Raw genomic sequence first — 20,872 nt, 5'->3', positions numbered from 1 at the left:
CGTTCATCCTGAGCCAGGATCAAACTCTCCAATAAAGTTAGTTTGTCTAGCATCTAAAAATAAAAATTGACGTTCACGTTGTTTGTTTCGTTCAGTTTTCAAAGAACTTGTTTGCCGCTCATTTGCGACTCCCTTATGTTAACATTTTCATATTTCAATGTCAACTAAGTTTTTCATTTTGTTTTGTCGCTTTCTGCGTTGTTGCTATCGGCGACTTGTCCTATATTACACCTCTAAACTCTAATCGTCAATATGTTTTTCTAAAAAAATATAAAAAGGCTTATTCCTTTTAAAATAAGCCTTTTTATCCTATAACATTCTATTCATTTATTATTTTTCTATAATTGGTAATGAAACAATGAACTGAACGATCCCGTCCTCATACTCAGCTCGAATACTACCACCTTGCAACTCAACAATACTTTTCGCAATAGCTAATCCGAGCCCCGAACCTTCTGTTACTCTACTTCTAGATTGATCTTTCTTATAAAACCGTTCAAACAAGTTCCCTAACTCTTCTCTCGTAAACTCTTCACTATGATTCGCAATAACAATTTGTATATTCCTGCGCTGCCTTTGAAGAGAAACTTTTATCTCTCCGTCATCTTTACTATACTTAATTGCATTCATTAGTAAGTTGTCGAATACACGGACCATCTTTTCCGAATCAATCATCGCATATGCACGTTCCTCAGGAAACTTCTTAACAAACATAAGGCCATGCTCTTCCGCTTGTGGTACTAACTCTTCTATTAATTGATCAAGTAACTCATTTACACACACTTCCTGTTTTTCTAATACAACTTGTTCATTCGTTAACTTCGTATACTCAAATAAATCTTCTATTAAATTCTTTAACTGCTCCGACTTTGCAAAAGCAATTCTCGTATACTCATCATGTTGTTCTTTATTTTCATATTTAGAATCTCGAAGTAATCGCAAGTAACCCATTATAGAAGTCAGTGGTGTACGTAAATCGTGTGATACATTCGTAATAAGCTCATTCTTTTGCTTCTCTAATTTACGTTCCTTTTCTATATTATTCATAAGCTCTTCCGCCATATTATTAATATTCTCAGTTAAAGACGCAATCTCATCTTCACCTTTTTTCTCAATACGGTACGCTAAGTTTCCTTTTTCTATTTCCTTTACACCTTGTGCCATCGCTTCAATTTGCTTCATCTTTCTCTTTGTTATATAGAAGAAAGAGAAAATAAATACAAGTACACCTATGAAAAACGGAAACGGTCCTTCTTGCGTATCATATATTACTTCACCTTCTGGAATCCCACTAACAAACATGTATAAATTCTTATCTTCTATTGTAATAGGTGCAAAAGCTATAAATTCTTTTCTCGTACTTTCAAATTCTTTTCTACCATTCATATAATTAATCGCAAACGATGATGCATTACGAATTGTATTATGCAAATCAATTTGCTCTTCTTGCGCCTGCTTCGTTTTATATAAAACTTTACCGCTCTCGTCAGTGACCAATACTTTTAAAGCTCTAGAGTTTTGTTCTAAATTTTGATTCTCTATTTCAATCATAGTTGATATAGCTTCTAATTTATTTTCATGAACTGAACTATTTGCCACGCTTTGAGCTTGTTGATTAATTTGTTCCATACCAACCCGATAATCGATCGTCGCCTCTCGATTCGCATTCTCAAAAAACGGCGCTGCTGCCTTCGCTGACAAAATCCCTAACAACGCACAAGCAGTAAACGCAGTAATAAGTTGAATTCGTATACTCCGTTTCACACTCTTCACTATCTTTCCAATTAATTCTCGAATTTTCCTAACATAAGTAAATGGATTAAATATCTTTTTCAATCTTATACCCCACTCCCCATACTGTTTTTATATATATTGGCTTCCTTGGATTCTCCTCAATCTTTTCACGCACTTTCCGAATATGAACCATTACCGTGTTATCCGACTGGAAAGATCTTTCGTTCCAAACCTTTTCATAAATTTGTTCCGCACTAAAGACCATCCCCGGATTACGGACTAGTAATTCTAAAATTGAAAATTCCCTCGGGGTCAGTTTCACTTCTTCTCCATCCACAATGACTGTATGAGTGGAGATGTTTATTTTCATCTCTCCAATTTCTAACTCGTCCTCATTTTGAATAGCAAAGCCATTCATTTTCATATAACGACGTAGCTGCGATTTAATTCTTGCGATTAACTCTAACGGATTAAACGGTTTTGCTACATAATCATCTGCACCTGTTGTTAATCCTAAAATTTTATCCATATCTTGCGTTTTTGCCGAAAGCATAATAATCGGCATTTCCTTCGCTTCCCTTACTTTCATACACATATGAATACCATCTACTTTCGGCATCATAATATCTAATACGACTAAGTGCACTTCATTTTCTTCTAATATACGTAACCCTTCTTCTCCGTCCCCTGCTTGCAGTACTTTATATCCTTCGTTCTTTAAATAAATTGTAATAAGGTTCCTAATTTCTTTTTCATCATCTACGACAAGTATTGTTTCCCCAGCCATACTATCTCCCCCATCACTTTTTTAATCCCTAACTTCTATTATAAGAAAACTTCTGAAGAAAAACGCTCGGAAATCCTTAAGATTTTCTGAAGACGCAAAAAAGGTCTAGACTCCCCTCAAGTCTAGACCTTTCAAAAAACCCCTTTTATTTACGAACGTAGATGAAATATAGTACGAATAAAACTCCCATAACATACATAATTGGATGAATCTCTTTACGACGACCACTCACAACCATTGTAATTGGATAGAAGATAAACCCGATTGCAATTCCTGTTGCGATACTATACGTAAGTGGCATTGAAATGATAGTAAAGAACGCTGGCACTGCAATCTCAAATTTCTTCCAATCAATTTCTCCTAAAGATGAAACCATCAAGATTCCTACAATAATTAATGCCGGCGCTGTTACAGCTGGTGTCACAACACTTAATAGTGGTGAGAAGAATAGTGCCAGTAAGAAGAACCCTGCTGTTACAACCGCTGTAAATCCAGAACGTCCACCCGCTGCTACCCCTGCAGAAGATTCAATATAAGACGTTGTTGTTGATGTACCTAGAATTGCACCAATTACAGTTGCAATCGCATCTGCAAATAATGCTTTACCTGCACGTGGTAATTTATTGTTCTTCATTAATCCCGCTTGATTTGCAACGGCTACAAGCGTACCTGCTGTATCAAAGAAATCGATAAAGAAGAACGTTATAATAACAATCGCCATTTGAACAGTAAAAATGTCTCCAAAGTGAGTTAACGCCATACCGAACGTCGGTTCTAGACTCGGTATTGCTCCCACCACAGCTTTCGGAGTATCAATTAATCCTGTTGCTACTCCTAAAATTGCCGTAAGAATCATGCCGTAGAAAACAGCACCATTTATTTTCTTAATCATGAAGATGATTGTAATAACAACTCCGAAAATTGCTAATAACGTTGTGCCCTTCGTTAAATCCCCCAACCCAACAAGAACAGCATCATTCTTTACGATAATTCCGGCATTTTGGAATCCAAGGAAGGCAATGAATAATCCGATACCCGCCGCTACTGCAAACTTTAACTCTACTGGAATTGCATTAATGATTTTTTCCCGAATACCTGAAGCAGTAAGAATAATAAAGATAATACCTGACATTAATGTTCCAGCAATTGCCGTTTGCCACGGAATTCCCATCGTTAACACCGCTGTATAAGCAAAGAACGCGTTTATTCCCATACCTGGCGCTAAAGCAATCGGATACTTCGCAAATATCCCCATGATTAACGAACCAATCGCCGCTGCTAATGCTGTAGCAACGAATACTGCACCTGGATCCATTCCTGTACCTGCCGGTAATCCTTTAACATTTCCAAGTGACAGCGTAGCAGGATTGACAAATAGTACGTAAGCCATAGATAGAAATGTCGTTAAACCTGCTATGAACTCTGTTTTATAATTTGTGCCGAGTTCATCAAACTGAAAATAGCGTTTCATCTTACGTTTCCCCCTTTATATGATTACTCGCCGTATTTCACCCTAGCCCTCTTTTATCTATAAAAATAAAAAAGGCTTCCATTGCATATACATGGAAGCGTTCTATGAATAAAGACAAGTTTCCCCTCATCTTTATCAAAACGCCTCGTAGTCAAGCCATTTACGGTAGCTAGGTAGAAACTTTCGGGCCATATCCCCGATATTATACGACGGCATAATATTCACTTTTCGTTTGAATTACATACTCATATTAACTCGAGGAGGTGGTTTTGTCAATTTAAAAACGAACATTTTTATAAACTTTTATATTTTCGTTCGTATTAATATTAAAACAAAAGATCCATCTATACATAAATGATAGATGGATCTTTTATATTATGTAAAACATTAACATTCTTAGACTGTGTCTTGAAACGATAATACGCTGATAAACTCCCTTTAATTATAACGTTAAGTGCTTTCCCATTCGATATTCGAAGAGCTACTTGCATTGCCGTAATTCCAGTCAGCCCTTGTTCCCAGCTGACCCACTTTTCTACATTTACAATCTCATCTGCGTTATCTTGTCTTTCTTGTTTTTTATTCTAGATACACAATATTTGAGGAGATGAACCAATATATAACATAAAGCCCGTCAGTTTACCGTCAAGAACCCTACCACTATTTATTTCTATGAATTTGTGACTTTTCTTACTTAACTTCCCACTTTTTATATATTCCTGCAACGCTTTGTAAAAAATAAGGAGGAATTCACCATCCTCGTAATTATCGAGAATAGGTAAGTTATCTTGTTTCTCAGATATTGACGAAAACAATAAGAAGTCAAAAATATTAAAATTAGGAGTATTGCAGAAAAACGTATGTCTTTAAGTTCAAATTTTTCTGTAAGAAATAATTACTTTTACACCCCTCAAAAAATAACGTAACTTTTCGATGCTTATCAAGAAAAGGGAAGGAAAAATATTTCAAACTAAAAAAAACAAATTTACTTTTTCAAAATAAAAAGGCCCTCTAATAACTTTAAAGGGTTCCGTTTTGAATTACTTTTCTAAAAACGTACCGAAGTTACCTAGCTGCCGGCTCGGGAGCATCCGGAATCGAATGAGGTATCCAACCTCTATTTAAAATCTCTTCTAAAGAAGCAATAGCTGTTCCATACTCAACATATACAGATAAAAATTCTCTTGTATTTGTTTCGTAATCATTAAAAAAGACTAATCCTTTTATGATTCCTTTTAATACTTCTACAGGCTTATACCCTGTCTGACAAGAATACGTTTTATGGCCAGCTCTTCTTGTCTCAATAATGTGCATAACTAATTCGGGTAATATATCCTCATTCAATAAACCGCTACGATAAATCATATGTATATCATAAATATGTCGTGATTTCCCCTTATAATCGATATCATGATGGTAATCACATAGAGCAAAGATTTTATCTATAAAGGTCCGTTCAATTGTTTGAATTTTCATTGGAAAAGGTTGTAGCTGATATTCTTTGATTAATTCAGGTTGTTCTTTTTCTAAAAATTTCGTTATGTAATTACTAACATCTTTAATGTCGCATGGATAAGGCTTGTAAGTTAATGTTGTCTCAACGAGTATATGGTCAAGCATTTGTGTATTCCCTTCATACATTCGTGTATATCCCACTTCATACTTATTAAATTTAAGTCTCGGATAAACCGTCCCTTCATTTAAGAAAGAAAAACTTAATCTATGAATGGTTTGTGTGATCGCCTCAATCAAAGGTTTTTGACTTTTAGTAATTTCACCATTAGTCAATCTAGCTTTCTCAAAATAAATCGTTATATCGATATCCTCAGAAAATCTGTCTATGATACTATAACATTTTGAAAGAGAAGTCCCACCTTTAAATACTATTTCTGGTGCCACTTCTCTTAAGTTTTTTAAAAAGAATGAAACGTAGTAATCCTTTTCTACTTGAAAAGGTTGTAATTTAAATTCAGAAGCTGTTGCTTCCACTAATTCTTGAAAGGCCTCTTTATCTTCGTGTAAATTCATTGTTCAACCCCAAATCTAAAGCGCGAAGCACTGTTTTTTTTGAATATTTATTTAAACAATCATTAAACTCATTTTGCGTTATATTAACATCATCCAAATATTTATAAATATTATTTATAGCATTATTAATTGGTACTTCACATACTCTTTCATAATCATTTAACAAATCTAATACTTGTAATAATTTATAATTATTACTAGTAATTTCAGCCTTGGGTTTTCTTAATCGGATGACTTTCATTCCGATGCTGACCTCATTTCTAATTCTACCTGTTGCATTAGACACAATAGTTGTAATGCTAGCTGTTTGAGAAGTAATTCCTAATTGGTTTGCAAAATTAATCCCACAAGTATAGCCAATGATTTCTTCATCTTTTGGTTTGATATACTTTCTTGTTATTACTTTATCCAAGTTAACGCGCGGATTTTTTAACACACTTCTTTTTCTCGGAACATAATAAATGCCATTTTCTACTTTTAACAAGTCTCCATTATCAGCTAATCTTTTCATATTCTGACGCAATGCATCATCAGACATTGAATCTTTCAACAGTGCTTTTAAGTCTTTCGTAAATACCGGTTCATCATATCCATATTCACTTATTATGACCTCGTACACTTTATTCACTTTAAATCCCTCCTATCATTATTATATATAAGTTGTCACGAAATTGAAAATAACATTATCCGAAACGTGACATTTTCAAATATATTCTTTTTATAAGCTTATTAAATCGAATAATTCAACATACAGCGTGTAAATCCCTATTTAAACAAATCTTTTGTTTCTCGATTCCTCAAAAACCTTTTTTCATAACAATCCATTATTCGCCTATTCAGATGATTGAAAAAGGTTACATTAATATCGATACAGCGAAACTACTGTGAAATTGAATCCCCGTTAATAACACGGGGAAATCAAAATCAAACTCAAACCGTTACCTCTGAACCATCGGTACTACGTGCTTCATTGGGCTTTTAAAATCCCGAAAGTTCGAGAAAACTACACAATCAAAAAGGAGATACATATGGATACAAAATTAAAATTAAATGCAACTACTAAAATTTCACTAACAGATGGTACTGAACAAAATATAGGAGATTTACAATTTTATTTAAAACAGTTCAAACCTCCTAAACAGTTTTTATTCCTCGCTAACGAAGTTTCAATTAAAGCTGAGAAAGAATGTCCCCCTCTATAGGAATACGTTGAAACAGGATCTACAATGATTACTTTTAAAGTCTATGATCGTACCTTAGTTGAATTAGCCATTGCAAATCAACTAACGTATTATGATTTTCCAATTACGATTGTCATTGAAAATCAAGATTCTTTACCAATTCTTGATTCATATGAAGAAAACGAATTTATTCCAATTACCTTTAACAATCTAGCTGTCTATCCTAAAAAGGTTCAAAAGACAACTTATGCAAATGGCTCAATGATTGATACATGGCAATTCACTGAACTAAAAGTAAGTGTTTCAACTTATAAATTGGAGAAAAAACGAATATTTAATTGATTAGTTACGTTTTTTTATCCCTAATTTAAATCTAAAAAAACTTGGAGAAAACCTACAATTTATAAGTTCTCCAAGCTTTTTCTCATTATTATTTAATTCTTCCCACGCCTCATTTTTGATTAATCAGCACAATGCTAATCCATTAATTATGAAAAATCCATAAGGCAGAAGTATATTCGCAACATTAAATACATACTCACCCTTGTATCTGAATGTAAATTTTGAGATTGCTAATACTATGGATAGAACAATTAAATATAAAACATCCAAGAACATAAAATATAAATTCAGCGGGAATAAACCCTATAGGGAATAGCATAATATGGATATAGATAAAATAGTAATTAATCACACCTATATTCAATAAATTAGTGATCATCCAAAATTTATTACTTTTAGACATTTATCAAAAACAGTTGGATTATTCAAAACAACTATCATTAGTCGTTCTCTAGCACGTGTGGTAATTTGATATAACATTTTATCTAAATCATAATTAGGGGCACCATCGACTCTATATGAATCTAACATGCCCATAGGATTTATATAAAAATTAGAATCTATTACCGCTACAACCTTATCAAATTCTTGTCCGATTACATTATGGGCATTTAAATTTACACTATGCTGATAATTGTCATATGAAACTTTATAAATCCTAGATGTAGTGTAATTTATTATTTCCCATCCTTTTGACTTTAAATCTCTAGTATAAGACTTAACTTTACCTAATTCGGTTAAATATTGTATCTCAACACTTTTGTAATCACCACCTAACTTAGACAACCTAGGGGTAAAAAGATTATTCACAAAGTTCGATATTTCTTTATTAGTTCTAATTTTTTTAGTTAATTTAAATTTTTCTGCTTTAAGCTCACCTTCAATTTTTTGAGGGTTTTTCCGTGCAAACTCTGAATCACTAAAACATTGCTTTCCATCATAAGAGAATATACATTTTACATTATTTAATTTTACATACTCATAAAGCTCGTCTAATTGATAAGAGTACACTCTTTGAGCTTCATCTAGAACTATCACATCGTATTGGTCATCTTGTAATACCTGATCAATATCCCTTATTGGAAATATGGACCATCCTTCTTTTTTTAAATCATAATGCCCTTCATTTAAATTAGCACAATGTATTATTGCCACTTTATAATCTTTCATTAAACTCTTGGCTATATCATAGGTTAGTAAAGTTTTACCTGTACCAGCTTCACCAGTAATCGACACTACTTTATATGATGTAGTATTAAACATAGTTAGTATGTCATCTTTTATACGTACCTGATTTTGAGTTAAAAAATATTGATCATCTATAAATTTATCTGTTGAATTAAATGGAGAAACCAAATAATTATTAGGTTTAAATAAAGCATCTAAGTCAACAGTATCTATAAGGCTTTGATCTAACAAGAGGTCACATAATTCCTCAAATTCACTATTTTGTAAAGTAGATTCATCATCTAAATAATATAATTGCTGCTTTGAAGAATCATATGCGTAGGTATGGATTTCTTTATTATCTATGAAACTTAAATAATACCTATTGTTCTTTAACTGATCATAAATCTCTTGTTCAGTACTTTCACTTTTTAATTCAATATTAATTAATATATCGGTACCTATACGAAGCAAATCGAACTCTTTTCCGATTTGTGGTATTTCATATCCAATAAAAAAATTATTTAGGTTTGGTACTGTATGAATTTTTGAGTATAGATCTTTTAAACAATCTAATTCTTTACTCTTGAATTTTATTTGTAAGTAGCTTAGATAAGCTTTAAATCTTTCTTCGCTTAATTTTTTACTACTTTGCACTATTGAAGCTATATTACACATTGTCATTTTTAATACTCCTTAACAATACAATAATTCTCTTTAATCTAATTAAACAATACAAGTATATCTCAAATAATCCATCTTGGTATCACTAAACAAAAAAGTTCGGAGAAAACCCAATATTCATAGGCTCTCCAAACTTTTCCTTGTCACTATTTAATTATTCCCACTCAATAGTTGCTGGTGGCTTACTCGTTATATCATACACAATACGGTTAACGTGTTTTACTTCGTTTACGATACGTACAGAGATTTTCTCTAATACGTCCCAAGGGATACGTGCCCAGTCAGCTGTCATACCATCGATAGATGTTACTGCACGGATACCTACTGTGTAATCGTAAGTACGCTCGTCACCCATAACACCTACACTACGCATACCAGGAAGCGCAGTGAAGTATTGCCAAACTTCGCGGTCTAATCCTGCTTTTATAATTTCTTCACGTAAAATCGCATCAGATTCACGAACGATTTCTAATTTCTCTTCTGTAATTTCACCTAATACACGAATACCAAGACCAGGGCCTGGGAATGGTTGACGCCATACGATTTCATCAGGAATTCCTAGTTCTGATCCTAATACACGTACTTCGTCTTTAAATAAAGTATTTAAAGGCTCAATTAATTTGAACTGCATGTCTTCTGGAAGTCCACCAACGTTATGGTGAGATTTAATTGTTTGTGCAGTTGCTGTACCACTTTCAACGATGTCCGTGTAAAGTGTACCTTGCGCTAGGAAGTCCATTCCTTGTAATTTAGAAGCTTCATCATCAAATACGTAAATGAATTCATTACCGATGATTTTACGTTTTTGCTCTGGATCTTCTATACCTTTTAACTTGTTCATGAAGCGCTCTTGTGCATCCACTTTAATAACGTTCATATGGAAGCCTTCGCTAAACGTTTTCATAACACCTTCTGCTTCATCTTTACGAAGTAAACCGTGGTCCACGAAAATACATGTTAATTGGTCACCAATTGCCTTATGAATTAATACTGCTACAACAGAAGAGTCTACACCGCCACTAAGTGCGCATAATACTTTTTTGTCTCCAACAGTTTCACGGATCTTCTCTAATTCTACTTCGATAAAGTTCTCCATGTTCCATCCTTCAGAACAACCACATACGCCGAATACGAAGTTTTTAATTAAATCGTTACCGTGCTCAGAGTGACGTACTTCTGGGTGGAATTGTACACCGTATAAGTTTTCCGCTTCATTGCTCATACCAGCAATTGGACAAGACTCACTTGTTGCATCTACTACGAATCCTTCAGGTAAACCAGTTACTAAGTCACCATGGCTCATCCATACAACTTGCTCTTCTGGAAGGTTCGCATATAATTTTGATTCGTTCTCTACTTTAAGAACAGCTTTTCCATACTCACGGTGGTTGGCACGTTCTACTTTACCACCGAAGTGTTGCGTCATAAGCTGCATACCGTAACAAATACCGAAAATCGGTAATCCTAGTTCAAAGATTTTTTCATCACAATGTAATGCGCCTTCACCGTATACACTATTCGGTCCACCAGAGAAAATAATCCCTTTTGGATTCATTGCTTTAATTTCTTCTGCAGTAATTGTATGTGGATGAAGTTCACTGTATACACCGAACTCACGAATTCGACGTGCTATTAACTGATTGTACTGACTCCCAAAATCTAAAACGATAATTGTATCATGCTGCTTCTTCAAAATAATCACCCCAACGTTAGTTCTCGTATATAAATATTTTCACCAATTTAGCGAAAAGCATTACTAATATAATAAAAAAAGCCAGTCCTCCGCCTCTAGTCTCATGACAAAGAAAAGGCAGGGGTCTGGCTTTATAAAGAAAGATAGTCTTCCGCTCTTTATAAATATAAGACGCACTGCCTTCATAGTCAGGTTGTTTACGGTAACCCGGTAGAGACTCTCAAACCATATCATCGAGGATATATGAAGGATTGTTTTATATTATCTTCCTAGATTCTAACAATGAAGTATCGGTATGGTCAAGAGAGAAAGCGACAAAATTCTACAGAAATTATTTTCCTGCGCTCAAAAACATAAAAAAACATCCACTTCTATATAGAAGTGGATGTTTTTCGGGAGAACGGAATTACATCATTCCGCCCATACCACCCATGCCCATGCCGCCCATGTCAGGCATTGCTGGTGCATTTGGTTCTGGCTTGTCAGCAACTACAGCTTCAGTTGTTAAGAACATAGCTGCAACAGATGCTGCGTTTTGAAGTGCAGAACGAGTTACTTTAGCTGGATCTACGATACCAGACTCAAGCATGTTAACCCATTCGCCAGTAGCTGCGTTGAAACCAACGCCTACTTTTTCGCCTTTTAGACGCTCTACAACTACAGATCCTTCTAGACCAGCGTTGATTGCGATTTGACGAACTGGCTCTTCTAGTGCACGAAGTACGATGTTGATACCTGTTGCTTCGTCGCCTTCAGCTACGATAGAAGCTACTTTTGTGTATACGTTCATAAGTGAAGTACCACCACCTGCAACGATACCTTCTTCTACTGCTGCACGAGTTGAGTTAAGTGCATCTTCAATGCGAAGTTTGCGCTCTTTTAACTCAGTTTCAGTTGCTGCACCTACTTTAATTACTGCTACACCGCCCGCAAGTTTAGCAAGACGCTCTTGTAATTTTTCACGATCGAATTCAGAAGTAGTTTCTTCTAATTGCGCGCGGATTTGACCGATGCGAGCTTCGATTTGTTGTGAATTTCCAATACCTTCAACTACAGTTGTGTTTTCTTTCGTTACAACAATTTTACCAGCACGTCCTAAAGATTCAACTGTAGCAGATTTTAAGTCACGTCCTAATTCTTCAGTGATTACTTCGCCACCAGTTAAGATTGCGATATCTTCTAGCATTGCTTTACGACGGTCACCAAATCCAGGAGCTTTAACAGCAACTACATTGAATGTACCACGAAGTTTGTTCACTACTAATGTAGCTAACGCTTCGCCTTCTACATCTTCAGCAATGATAAGAAGTGGTTTACCTTGTTGTACCACTTGCTCTAATACTGGTAAGATTTCTTGGATGTTAGAAATCTTTTTGTCAGTAATTAAAATGTATGGGTTATCAAGAACTGCTTCCATTTTGTCAGAATCAGTAATCATGTAAGGAGATGCATATCCACGATCAAATTGCATACCTTCTACTACGTCTAATTCTGTTGTGAATCCTTTAGATTCTTCTAAAGTAATAACGCCGTCGTTACCAACGCGCTCCATTGCTTCAGCGATTAATTGACCTACTTCTTCGTCAGCCGAAGAAATAGCAGCTACTTGTGCGATAGAAGATTTACCTTCGATTGGTTTAGAAATCGCTTTTAATTCTTCAATTGCAGCAGTAACAGCTTTTTCGATACCTTTACGAAGACCCATTGGGTTTGCACCAGCTGTTACGTTTTTAAGACCTTCACGAATCATAGCTTGCGCTAATACAGTTGCAGTTGTCGTTCCGTCACCAGCTACATCGTTTGTTTTGCTAGCAACTTCTGCTACTAATTTCGCACCCATGTTTTCGAATGCATCTTCTAATTCGATTTCTTTTGCGATTGTTACACCGTCATTTGTAATAAGTGGTGAACCGAATTTTTTCTCAAGTACAACGTTACGACCTTTTGGTCCAAGCGTTACTTTTACTGCGTTTGCAAGAGTGTCGACACCGCGAAGCATCGAACGACGTGCTTCTTCACTAAATTTAATATCTTTTGCCATAATAATTGACCCCCTTGGATTTTTAAAATGTATATAATTAACCGATAATTGCTAAAATGTCACTTTCACGTAAAATCAAGTAGTCTGTACCTTCGTATTTCACTTCAGTACCTGCATATTTTGAGAAGATGATAAGATCACCTGCTGCTACCTCTAAAGCAACACGCTCACCATTTTCAAGCACTCGGCCTGTACCTACTGCAATAACTTTACCCTCTTGTGGTTTTTCTTTTGCAGTTTCTGGTAATACAATACCACTTGCTGTTTTTTCTTCTGCTTGAACAAGTTCAATTACAACGCGATCACCTAATGGCTTTAGCATGAACAATAACCTCCTCATTTTGTTATGTAAATTTTATTTATTAGCACTCAAGTCACACGAGTGCTAACACACTTCTAATAATAAATAATCTCAATTTCTTTTGCAAGTAAAAAAATCATAATTTTTTCGCAAATTACTTTATGCACTTTCCTATATATCATTACTTCTTCTACTGCCTTTACTATATGAATCGTTGTTCCCACTTCTTGTATGTTACAATATGAAAGACACCCTAAGTTGTTTTCGCTAAACGTACAACTTTTTCCTGTCTCCTATTTTATTTTCAAATACTTATTTACAAAAAAAATATAATTCAAATGAAAGTTTATATCGTAGGTAGCATATTTACATGTTATCCTACCTTATCTCATACACTAGAGTTAGAAAGGATGGTTAAACCATTTGAAGAAACAATATTGGTGGATTATCGTTACATACATTTTAATGCAGTTATCTGGAATTGTTGGCTTACCACTACTCCTAAAAACAGGGCTCTATGATAATAGAGGATTTACCATGGAGGAAAAAGGTCAAATCATAACGGGACATTGGGCAATCATTAGCTTCTTTGTTGCATTATGTATCGTGCTTTGGTTACTTAGAATAGATATTCGTGACAGGCATTTAGATAAAATGCGTGTTACGATCCCAGCTACAGTTGGTTGGATTATAATCGGTATTCTCTTAGCTTTCTCTTCCCAAATAATTGCCGGTATGATCGAAATGCGTCTACTAGGAATTAAACAAGGTTCGGAAAATACAATGAAGCTGATGGAAATTGCAAGAACGACACCTTGGTTCCTCATTGTTGTATCTATAATCGGACCTATCTTAGAGGAAATCGTATTTAGAAAAATTTTATTTGGCACACTTTATAAGAGATTTAATTTCTTTGTTGCTGCTATCATTAGTTCACTTGTATTCGCGGCGATTCATTTTGATTTTACTCACTTATTGGTATACACTTCTATGGGGCTCGTATTCGCCTTTTTATATGTACAAACGAAACGCATTATCGTTCCTATAGCAGCCCATGTGGCAATGAATACATTAGTCGCTATTGGACAAATTTTTATGAGCAATGAGCAAATTCAAGAAATGATTAAAGAAGCTGAAAAAATGCAAGGCTTTATCGGAGGATTTTTAGTATGAGAAACTCACCATTGTTCATGGCTGCATTGTACTTTCTTCTTGGATGTATCTTTACACGCTTCGCCATTACGAACGTAACAGATACAATCTGGAATATGTGGACAATACTATTTGCAGTTATGGCAACAATTGATTTTAATTTGGCACTTCGCCTTATCTTAGTTAAATTCACAAAGAAAAAACAATAATAAAACGCAGAGGTCATCTCCTCTGCGTTTTATTGTGGATAATTCTTCAAAAAGTAAACAAGCGTTTGTAACTCTACAGCTAAATCAATGTGATGAATCCTTATATTCTCTGACACATTTAAGCGTGCTGGTGTGAAATTTAAAATACCATGCACGTTCGTTTCTGCCAATCTATCTGCCACAGATTGCGCTACTGTAGCGGGTACCGTTAATATTGCCACTTGTATATCAGTTGATAAACGTTCTTCTAGTTCATCCAAATGATATACAGGAATGCCTCCGATTTCTGTCCCAACTTTCTCTTCACTAACATCAAACGCCATTTCAATTTTTGTATTATTGTTTTTCGTGAAATTATAATGTAAGAAAGCGGTCCCTAAATTACCTACTCCAATAAGTGCCACGCGTGTTATATCATCTTGGTCGAGTGTTTCACGGAAAAATGATAATAAATAATTTACGTTATATCCATATCCTTTTTTCCCCAACGCTCCAAAATATGAAAAATCTCTTCGAATAGTTGCGGAATCAACCTTTACCGCTTCACTCAATTCGGCTGATGAAACACGTTGCTTACCAGAAAGAGATAAGTTTTGGATAAATCGATAGTATAGAGGCAATCGTTTGGCAGTGGCCTGTGGAATTTTTTGCTGATCCATATAACCTCTCCTCTCTTCCTATCTTTATTCTTATACTTGAATCAAATACAGAAGTTTAGTACTCATGAATTTCCTTGTATAATAAAGAGAAGAAGTATTCTCTCTTTATTTTAAACTATACACTATTTTTAGTATGATTGAGAAATATAAACATGGCAAAGTTAAGAAATTATTTGAGGTGAAAACATTGATATTATTACAAGTGAATGGGCTTTCGAAATTATACGGTGCAGAAACGATTCTTGCAAACATAAAATTGGAAGTACAAACAAAAGATCGTATCGCATTAGTCGGACGAAATGGAGCTGGAAAATCTACATTATTAAAAATAATAGCTGGCGAGTTATCTCATGATGGTGGTGAAATTATAAAACCGAAAGATGTCTCAATGGGGTATTTAGCTCAAAATACTGGACTCGAAACGTCTTTAACAATTTGGGATGAAATGTTAACCGTCTTTACACACTTGCAGCAGATGGAGACAAAACTTCGAAGGCTAGAGCAAGAGATGGGAAAAGAAGAAAACTTTTCAAATGCGGCTATATATGAGAAATTATTAGCTGATTATGACCAATTACAATTAGATTATAAAGATCAAGGCGGCTATCAGTACGAAGCGGATATACGCTCAATTTTAAGCGGTCTTGGCTTCCCAGTTGAAACGCATCAGACGAAAATTTCCACATTAAGTGGTGGACAAAAGACTCGATTAGCTCTCGGGAAATTATTATTAACTAGACCAGACTTACTTATTTTAGACGAACCTACAAACCATTTGGATATTGAGACACTAACATGGCTTGAACAATATTTACAAGGCTATCCTGGCGCGATTTTAATCGTTTCCCATGACCGTTATTTCTTAGATAAACTTGTTACACAAGTATACGAAATTTCTAATAAGGAAAGCCGACGATTTGTTGGTAACTACAGTAAATATTTAGACTCAAAATCAGCTCTATACGAGCAAGAAATGAAACGTTATGAAAAACAACAAGATGAAATTTCTAAACTGGAAGACTTTGTACAAAAAAATATAGCTCGTGCATCTACGACAAAACGCGCTCAAAGTCGCCGTAAACAATTAGACAGAATGGAAGTATTAACTAGACCATTAGGCGATTCTAAATCAGCTTCCTTCCACTTCGATATTGAAAAACAAAGTGGAAATGATGTTTTACAAGTGAAAGATGCAACTATTGGCTATTATCAGGAACCGATTATTGAACATGTAAATATGCGCTTAACTCGCGGTGACAGTGTTGCCTTAGTTGGGCCAAACGGAATTGGAAAATCTACATTATTAAAATCCATTGTGAATAAGTTACAGCTATTACATGGAAACGTTACTTTCGGGTCAAACGTATCTGTTGGTTATTATGATCAAGAACAAGCCAACTTAACATCTTCGAAGCGAGTTTTAAATGAATTATGGGATGAATATCCCCTGCAACCTGAAAAAGAAATTCGCACTATACTAGGCAACTTTTTATTCACAGGGGATGATGTACTCAAACCAGTATCTTCTCTTAGTGGTGGACAAAAGGCTCGACTAGCTCTTGCAAAACTTATGATGCAAAAATCCAATTTATTAATTCTCGATGAGCCAACAAACCATCTTGATTTAAATAGTAAAGAGATTTTGGAGAATGCTTTAATTGATTACCCAGGTACTCTTCTATTCGTCTCTCATGACCGCTACTTTATTAATCGCGTAACGACAACCGTTGTTGAGTTATCAACAGAAGGTGCACAAGAATATTTAGGTGATTACGATTATTACGTTGAAAAGAAAAATGAAATGATTGAACGTGCGGAACTAGAGCAAGAAGATGAAGTACCTGTTCAAAAAGTGGTGGCACAAGAAAAATTAAATTATCTCGAAGAAAAAGAACGTAAACAGCTAGAGCGTCAACGTACTCGAAAGATTGAAGAACTGGAACAAAATATCGTAGGCTTAGAAGATGAAATTGCTACGTTAGAAGATCAGCTTTGCTTACCAGAAATATATGCAGATTATGAAAAGGCTAGTGAAATTACAACTAAAAAGCAAACACTGCAAGAACAGCTTGAAGCTTGTATGGCAGAATGGGAAGAACTGCATATATAAGAGAATTTAAAAGAGGAGGATGTCTCATAAGTCGGGCTTTTTGACGAGATGACCTCCTTTTTATTTTCTTTTTTGGAATCAATACCATAATAAATGAAATTATACAAACCATTCGACAAGGATTGACAATAGTAGCACCTTATATAATAAGAGGAGGATGTTTCAAAATGTTTTTTGGACATCTCTTTGTTTTTTATTTCCCAAAAAAGAATTTCTTCAAAGGTCAGACTTCCTCTATGTTATCCACAAGGTTATACACATATCCACCTTTATAATATAAACTTTCAAATAACTTTTCCACATTATCCACAACTAAATAAAAAGTTATACACATTTTATGTACACAAAAAAACCCAAATTATCAACAGATAATTTGGGTTTTATCCACAAGCTGTGGTTAATTTTGTGTATAACTATGCTTCAATATCTAATCCTGGATTTGCATTTAAAGCTAATGTAGCGCGTTTTCCTTGTTCGTATGCAATTGTACCTGCAGCCGCAATCATCGCTGCATTATCTGTGCATAAAGATAGAGGAGGAATAATTAGCTCTATATTTTCTTTTTGTGCAAATTCTGCTGCTAAACGTGCACGAAGCCCTTTATTAGCAGCTACTCCACCAGCAAGAAGCACTTGTTTTACATTATAAGCATCTGCTGCACGAGACGCTTTCGTTACAAGTACATCTATTACACTTTCTTGGAAACTTGCTGCTAAATCTTCTGGTGCAATTTCTATACCACGCTGTTTTGCGTTATGCACAGTGTTGATAACTGCTGATTTCAATCCACTAAAGCTGAAATCATACGAATCAGGTTCTAGCCACGCACGAGGCAAATCAATTGTTGGTTTTCCTTCATGCGCAAGGCGATCAATATGAGGACCACCTGGATAAGGCATTGATAATGTACGAGCTACTTTATCGTAAGCTTCTCCTGCCGCATCATCTCGCGTTTCACCAATCACTTCAAATGAACCATGTTCTTTCATATAAACGAGCTCCGTATGTCCACCGGATACAACAAGCGATAGTAACGGGAATTGTACTTCTTTTACTAAACGATTCGCATAAATATGACCAGCAATATGATGAACACCAACTAGAGGGATATCATGAGCAAAAGCCACAGCTTTCGCTGCATTTACACCTATTAAAAGGGCTCCGACTAAACCTGGGCCTTCTGTTACAGCAATTGCATCAATATCCTCAAAAGTGATATTCGCTTCTTTTAAAGCTTCTTCTAACACAACTGTGATTTCTTCTACATGATGACGGGATGCAATCTCTGGTACTACTCCGCCAAAACGCTTATGACTTTCAATTTGCGATGCAACGACATTCGCAATGATTTCCGTTCCATTTTTAACAACTGCTACAGCTGTTTCATCACAGCTTGTTTCAATACCAAGTATAATCGTATTTTTTTCCATTATATATTCACCCACATTACAAGACCATCTTCCTGATTGTCTACATAGTATCGTTTACGAATCCCACCATTTTGAAATCCGTATTTTCTGTATAACTGCTTTGCTACTTCATTTGACATGCGTACTTCAAGTGTCATTGTTTTTACTCCTAACCCTTTCGCTTCGGAAATGACTTCTTTCAATAAGGCATCCCCTAGCTTTTGACCTCTGTATTCCGGCAGGATAGCTATATTTGTTACATGTGATTCATCAATAATTATCCACAATCCACAATATCCAATTACGAGACCATCTTTTTCTAGCACGACATAATGTGCATGTTCATTCACCTCTAATTCACGGTGAAAGGCATCTGCAGTCCAAGGGGTTGAAAAAGATGCTTCTTCAATAGCTACAATTTGAGCAATATCATCGAGTGCCATCTTTCTAAATATCATATCCATCTTCTGTAGGCCCCTATTGTTTTTGACTTTCTAACCATTTTGTTTCAGCTTCAGCTAAACGAAGATAGCTAGGAACAAACGTATGCACGCCTTGTTCTTCTTTTTGTAATCCTAAACATGCTAATTCACTTGGTCTCGGGTTATTCTTAGTGAACGGAGCAAATACAGCTTGATCACCTAAATATTCTACAATTGTTTCTTTATGCAATTTAACATCGTTACCAATAAATAAAACAGGCTGTTCTTTATCTTTTAACATTTGCAACCAGTCAACAATAAGAATAATTCGGTCTTCTTCTATTGAAGTTATACGCTCTCCTTCATATGTATATAACCCCGTGTAAATTTGACCACGTCGGCCATCAAATAAAGGACAAATTAGTCCATTAAAATTAGTACCATTTGCAGCCACCACTTCCAAACTTGATACACCTACAATTGGTATTTGAAGTGACCAAGCTAATGTTTTTGCCGCTGTCACACCTATACGAACACCTGTATATGATCCCGGTCCAGCTGCTACAACAATTTTAGTCAATTCTTTCGGTTTTACACCGCATTCTTTTAACAGTTTCTCTACAGCTGGCATAAGACGTACAGAATGGTTTTTTGTTAAATTTGTAATGATTTCCCCAATCACGTTCCCTTCCTCAATAAGGGATACACCCATTACGTAATTTGAAGTATCAATTGCTAGTACTTTCATCTTGTAATAGCTCCTCACATAATCTAATATAGCGATCTCCAATTGGCTCGAGTACAATTTTTCTTGTATCATCTCCAGCATGGAATAAACTAATTTGCAACTTCTCATTCGGTAAATATGCTTCTATTAAATGAGCCCATTCTACTACTGTGATCCCTTCACCATAGAAATACTCATCAAATCCTAAATCTTCTTCACTTTCCGCTAAACGATACACATCCATATGATATAGCGGTAATCTTCCTTTATATTCTTTAATAATATTGAAGGTAGGACTATTTACGACTCTTTTCACTCCAAGACCTTTTGCTAGTCCTTTCGTAAAAGTCGTTTTGCCAGCTCCAAGATCACCTTCTAAAATAATTACATCTTTTTCTTTTACAAGTCTCCCTAATTTTTCTGATAATCGCTGGGTTTCTTCGGAAGATTTTGTTGTTATTTCATATTTACTCACAGACTTCACCTACTTTACTCACAATGTTCTCTGCTCTTTATTATACAGGTTTTAAATATATAAAAAAGTCCTTAGGAGTTTTCCTAAGGATAGTTTGACTGTCTTTATTAGTTTTTTGTTAAAACAAATAAAAAAATACGAAACAACTTGTTTCGTTCTTTTCTTTATATAAAATGGCGGTCCCGACCGGGGTCGAACCGGCGATCTCCTGCGTGACAGGCAGGCATGTTAACCACTACACCACGGGACCATTTGGTTGCGGGGACAGGATTTGAACCTG

19 protein-coding genes, 1 tRNA gene and 2 riboswitches are annotated in these 20,872 nt (G+C 35.2%); of the genes, 5 read left to right on the top strand and 15 right to left on the bottom strand.

Annotation, left to right across the window (positions count from 1 at the left end):
• Nucleotides 1–330 precede the first annotated feature (330 nt).
• The 5 genes from MR066_RS26705 to MR066_RS26685 all read right to left on the bottom strand — a co-directional run bounded on the left by MR066_RS26705 (nt 331) and on the right by MR066_RS26685 (nt 6,648).
• Nucleotides 331–1,836: a sensor histidine kinase gene (locus MR066_RS26705; protein WP_002124847.1), complete on the bottom strand. Its 1,506-nt coding sequence runs from the start codon at nt 1,834–1,836 to the stop codon at nt 331–333.
• The gene (locus tag MR066_RS26700; protein ID WP_002029454.1) at nt 1,820–2,521 is read right to left on the bottom strand and encodes a response regulator transcription factor; all 702 of its coding nucleotides are present in this window, start codon (nt 2,519–2,521) and stop codon (nt 1,820–1,822) included. The genes MR066_RS26705 and MR066_RS26700 overlap by 17 nt, the downstream gene beginning before the upstream one ends.
• A 145-nt stretch (nt 2,522–2,666) precedes the next feature.
• Nucleotides 2,667–3,992 (bottom strand): NCS2 family permease, encoded by a 1,326-nt coding sequence (locus MR066_RS26695; RefSeq protein WP_002029453.1) that lies wholly within the window; start codon nt 3,990–3,992, stop codon nt 2,667–2,669.
• 128 nt (nt 3,993–4,120) lie between these two features.
• Nucleotides 4,121–4,222: riboswitch (purine riboswitch) on the bottom strand.
• Between the two features lie 835 nt (nt 4,223–5,057).
• The gene (locus tag MR066_RS26690; RefSeq protein ID WP_242249019.1) at nt 5,058–6,020 is read right to left on the bottom strand and encodes a nucleotidyl transferase AbiEii/AbiGii toxin family protein; all 963 of its coding nucleotides are present in this window, start codon (nt 6,018–6,020) and stop codon (nt 5,058–5,060) included.
• Nucleotides 6,001–6,648, bottom strand: a complete 648-nt coding sequence (locus tag MR066_RS26685) for a hypothetical protein (protein ID WP_242249017.1) — start codon at nt 6,646–6,648, stop codon at nt 6,001–6,003. The genes MR066_RS26690 and MR066_RS26685 overlap by 20 nt, the downstream gene beginning before the upstream one ends.
• 400 nt (nt 6,649–7,048) lie before the next feature.
• On the opposite strand from MR066_RS26685, the gene MR066_RS26680 reads away from it, so the two are divergent.
• Together MR066_RS26680 and MR066_RS26675 are read left to right on the top strand one after the other, a co-directional pair.
• Nucleotides 7,049–7,222, top strand: a complete 174-nt coding sequence (locus MR066_RS26680) for a hypothetical protein (protein WP_242249015.1) — start codon at nt 7,049–7,051, stop codon at nt 7,220–7,222.
• Nucleotides 7,223–7,246: 24 nt separating this feature from the next.
• A complete protein-coding gene (locus tag MR066_RS26675; RefSeq protein ID WP_242249013.1) occupies nt 7,247–7,543 on the top strand; it encodes a peptidase in 297 nt (98 codons plus the stop codon).
• A gap of 375 nt (nt 7,544–7,918) precedes the next feature.
• Here MR066_RS26675 and MR066_RS26670 read toward each other — a convergent pair whose 3' ends face one another.
• From MR066_RS26670 to groES, 4 genes are all read right to left on the bottom strand, one after another.
• On the bottom strand, nt 7,919–9,394 hold the full coding sequence (locus tag MR066_RS26670) for a DNA/RNA helicase domain-containing protein (RefSeq protein ID WP_242249011.1): 1,476 nt from the start codon (nt 9,392–9,394) through the stop codon (nt 7,919–7,921).
• 154 nt (nt 9,395–9,548) lie between these two features.
• Entirely contained in the window at nt 9,549–11,087 is a 1,539-nt protein-coding gene (gene guaA / locus MR066_RS26665) for a glutamine-hydrolyzing GMP synthase (RefSeq protein WP_277929130.1), read from the bottom strand.
• A 165-nt stretch (nt 11,088–11,252) separates the two neighbouring features.
• Nucleotides 11,253–11,354: riboswitch (purine riboswitch) on the bottom strand.
• 139 nt (nt 11,355–11,493) lie between these two features.
• Nucleotides 11,494–13,128 (bottom strand): chaperonin GroEL, encoded by a 1,635-nt coding sequence (groL, locus tag MR066_RS26660; protein WP_002029451.1) that lies wholly within the window; start codon nt 13,126–13,128, stop codon nt 11,494–11,496.
• Between the two features lie 37 nt (nt 13,129–13,165).
• Nucleotides 13,166–13,450, bottom strand: a complete 285-nt coding sequence (gene groES / locus MR066_RS26655) for a co-chaperone GroES (RefSeq protein ID WP_002009985.1) — start codon at nt 13,448–13,450, stop codon at nt 13,166–13,168.
• A 402-nt stretch (nt 13,451–13,852) separates the two neighbouring features.
• Between groES and MR066_RS26650 the strand changes: the two genes are divergently transcribed.
• Nucleotides 13,853–14,602 (top strand): CPBP family intramembrane glutamic endopeptidase, encoded by a 750-nt coding sequence (locus MR066_RS26650; protein WP_002063533.1) that lies wholly within the window; start codon nt 13,853–13,855, stop codon nt 14,600–14,602.
• On the top strand, nt 14,599–14,790 hold the full coding sequence (locus MR066_RS26645; protein ID WP_001246201.1) for a YdiK family protein: 192 nt from the start codon (nt 14,599–14,601) through the stop codon (nt 14,788–14,790). The genes MR066_RS26650 and MR066_RS26645 overlap by 4 nt, the downstream gene beginning before the upstream one ends.
• A gap of 29 nt (nt 14,791–14,819) precedes the next feature.
• On the opposite strand, the gene MR066_RS26640 is transcribed toward MR066_RS26645, so the two are convergent.
• Nucleotides 14,820–15,449, bottom strand: a complete 630-nt coding sequence (locus tag MR066_RS26640) for a redox-sensing transcriptional repressor Rex (RefSeq protein WP_000372704.1) — start codon at nt 15,447–15,449, stop codon at nt 14,820–14,822.
• Nucleotides 15,450–15,636: 187 nt separating this feature from the next.
• Here MR066_RS26640 and MR066_RS26635 point away from each other — a divergent pair, with 187 nt between their 5' ends.
• On the top strand, nt 15,637–17,559 hold the full coding sequence (locus MR066_RS26635) for an ABC-F family ATP-binding cassette domain-containing protein (RefSeq protein WP_277929129.1): 1,923 nt from the start codon (nt 15,637–15,639) through the stop codon (nt 17,557–17,559).
• Nucleotides 17,560–17,972: 413 nt separating this feature from the next.
• On the opposite strand, the gene tsaD is transcribed toward MR066_RS26635, so the two are convergent.
• The 5 genes from tsaD to MR066_RS26610 form a co-directional block, all read right to left on the bottom strand.
• Nucleotides 17,973–18,989, bottom strand: a complete 1,017-nt coding sequence (tsaD, locus tag MR066_RS26630; RefSeq protein WP_002009991.1) for a tRNA (adenosine(37)-N6)-threonylcarbamoyltransferase complex transferase subunit TsaD — start codon at nt 18,987–18,989, stop codon at nt 17,973–17,975.
• Complete coding sequence (gene rimI / locus MR066_RS26625; protein WP_242249009.1) at nt 18,989–19,432, bottom strand: ribosomal protein S18-alanine N-acetyltransferase; 444 nt, start codon at nt 19,430–19,432, stop codon at nt 18,989–18,991. The genes tsaD and rimI overlap by 1 nt, the downstream gene beginning before the upstream one ends.
• Nucleotides 19,433–19,445: 13 nt before the next feature.
• Nucleotides 19,446–20,138: a tRNA (adenosine(37)-N6)-threonylcarbamoyltransferase complex dimerization subunit type 1 TsaB gene (gene tsaB / locus MR066_RS26620; RefSeq protein WP_242249008.1), complete on the bottom strand. Its 693-nt coding sequence runs from the start codon at nt 20,136–20,138 to the stop codon at nt 19,446–19,448.
• Nucleotides 20,119–20,592: a tRNA (adenosine(37)-N6)-threonylcarbamoyltransferase complex ATPase subunit type 1 TsaE gene (gene tsaE, locus MR066_RS26615; protein WP_002009995.1), complete on the bottom strand. Its 474-nt coding sequence runs from the start codon at nt 20,590–20,592 to the stop codon at nt 20,119–20,121. The genes tsaB and tsaE overlap by 20 nt, the downstream gene beginning before the upstream one ends.
• 174 nt (nt 20,593–20,766) lie before the next feature.
• Nucleotides 20,767–20,842: transfer RNA gene (locus MR066_RS26610), tRNA-Asp, on the bottom strand.
• Nucleotides 20,843–20,872 lie beyond the last annotated feature (30 nt).

This window comes from Bacillus cereus group sp. BfR-BA-01523 (genome assembly GCF_022662615.1).
GTDB classification, from domain to species: Bacteria; Bacillota; Bacilli; order Bacillales; family Bacillaceae_G; genus Bacillus_A; species Bacillus_A mycoides.
This window is presented reverse-complemented; position numbering and strand designations above follow the sequence as displayed.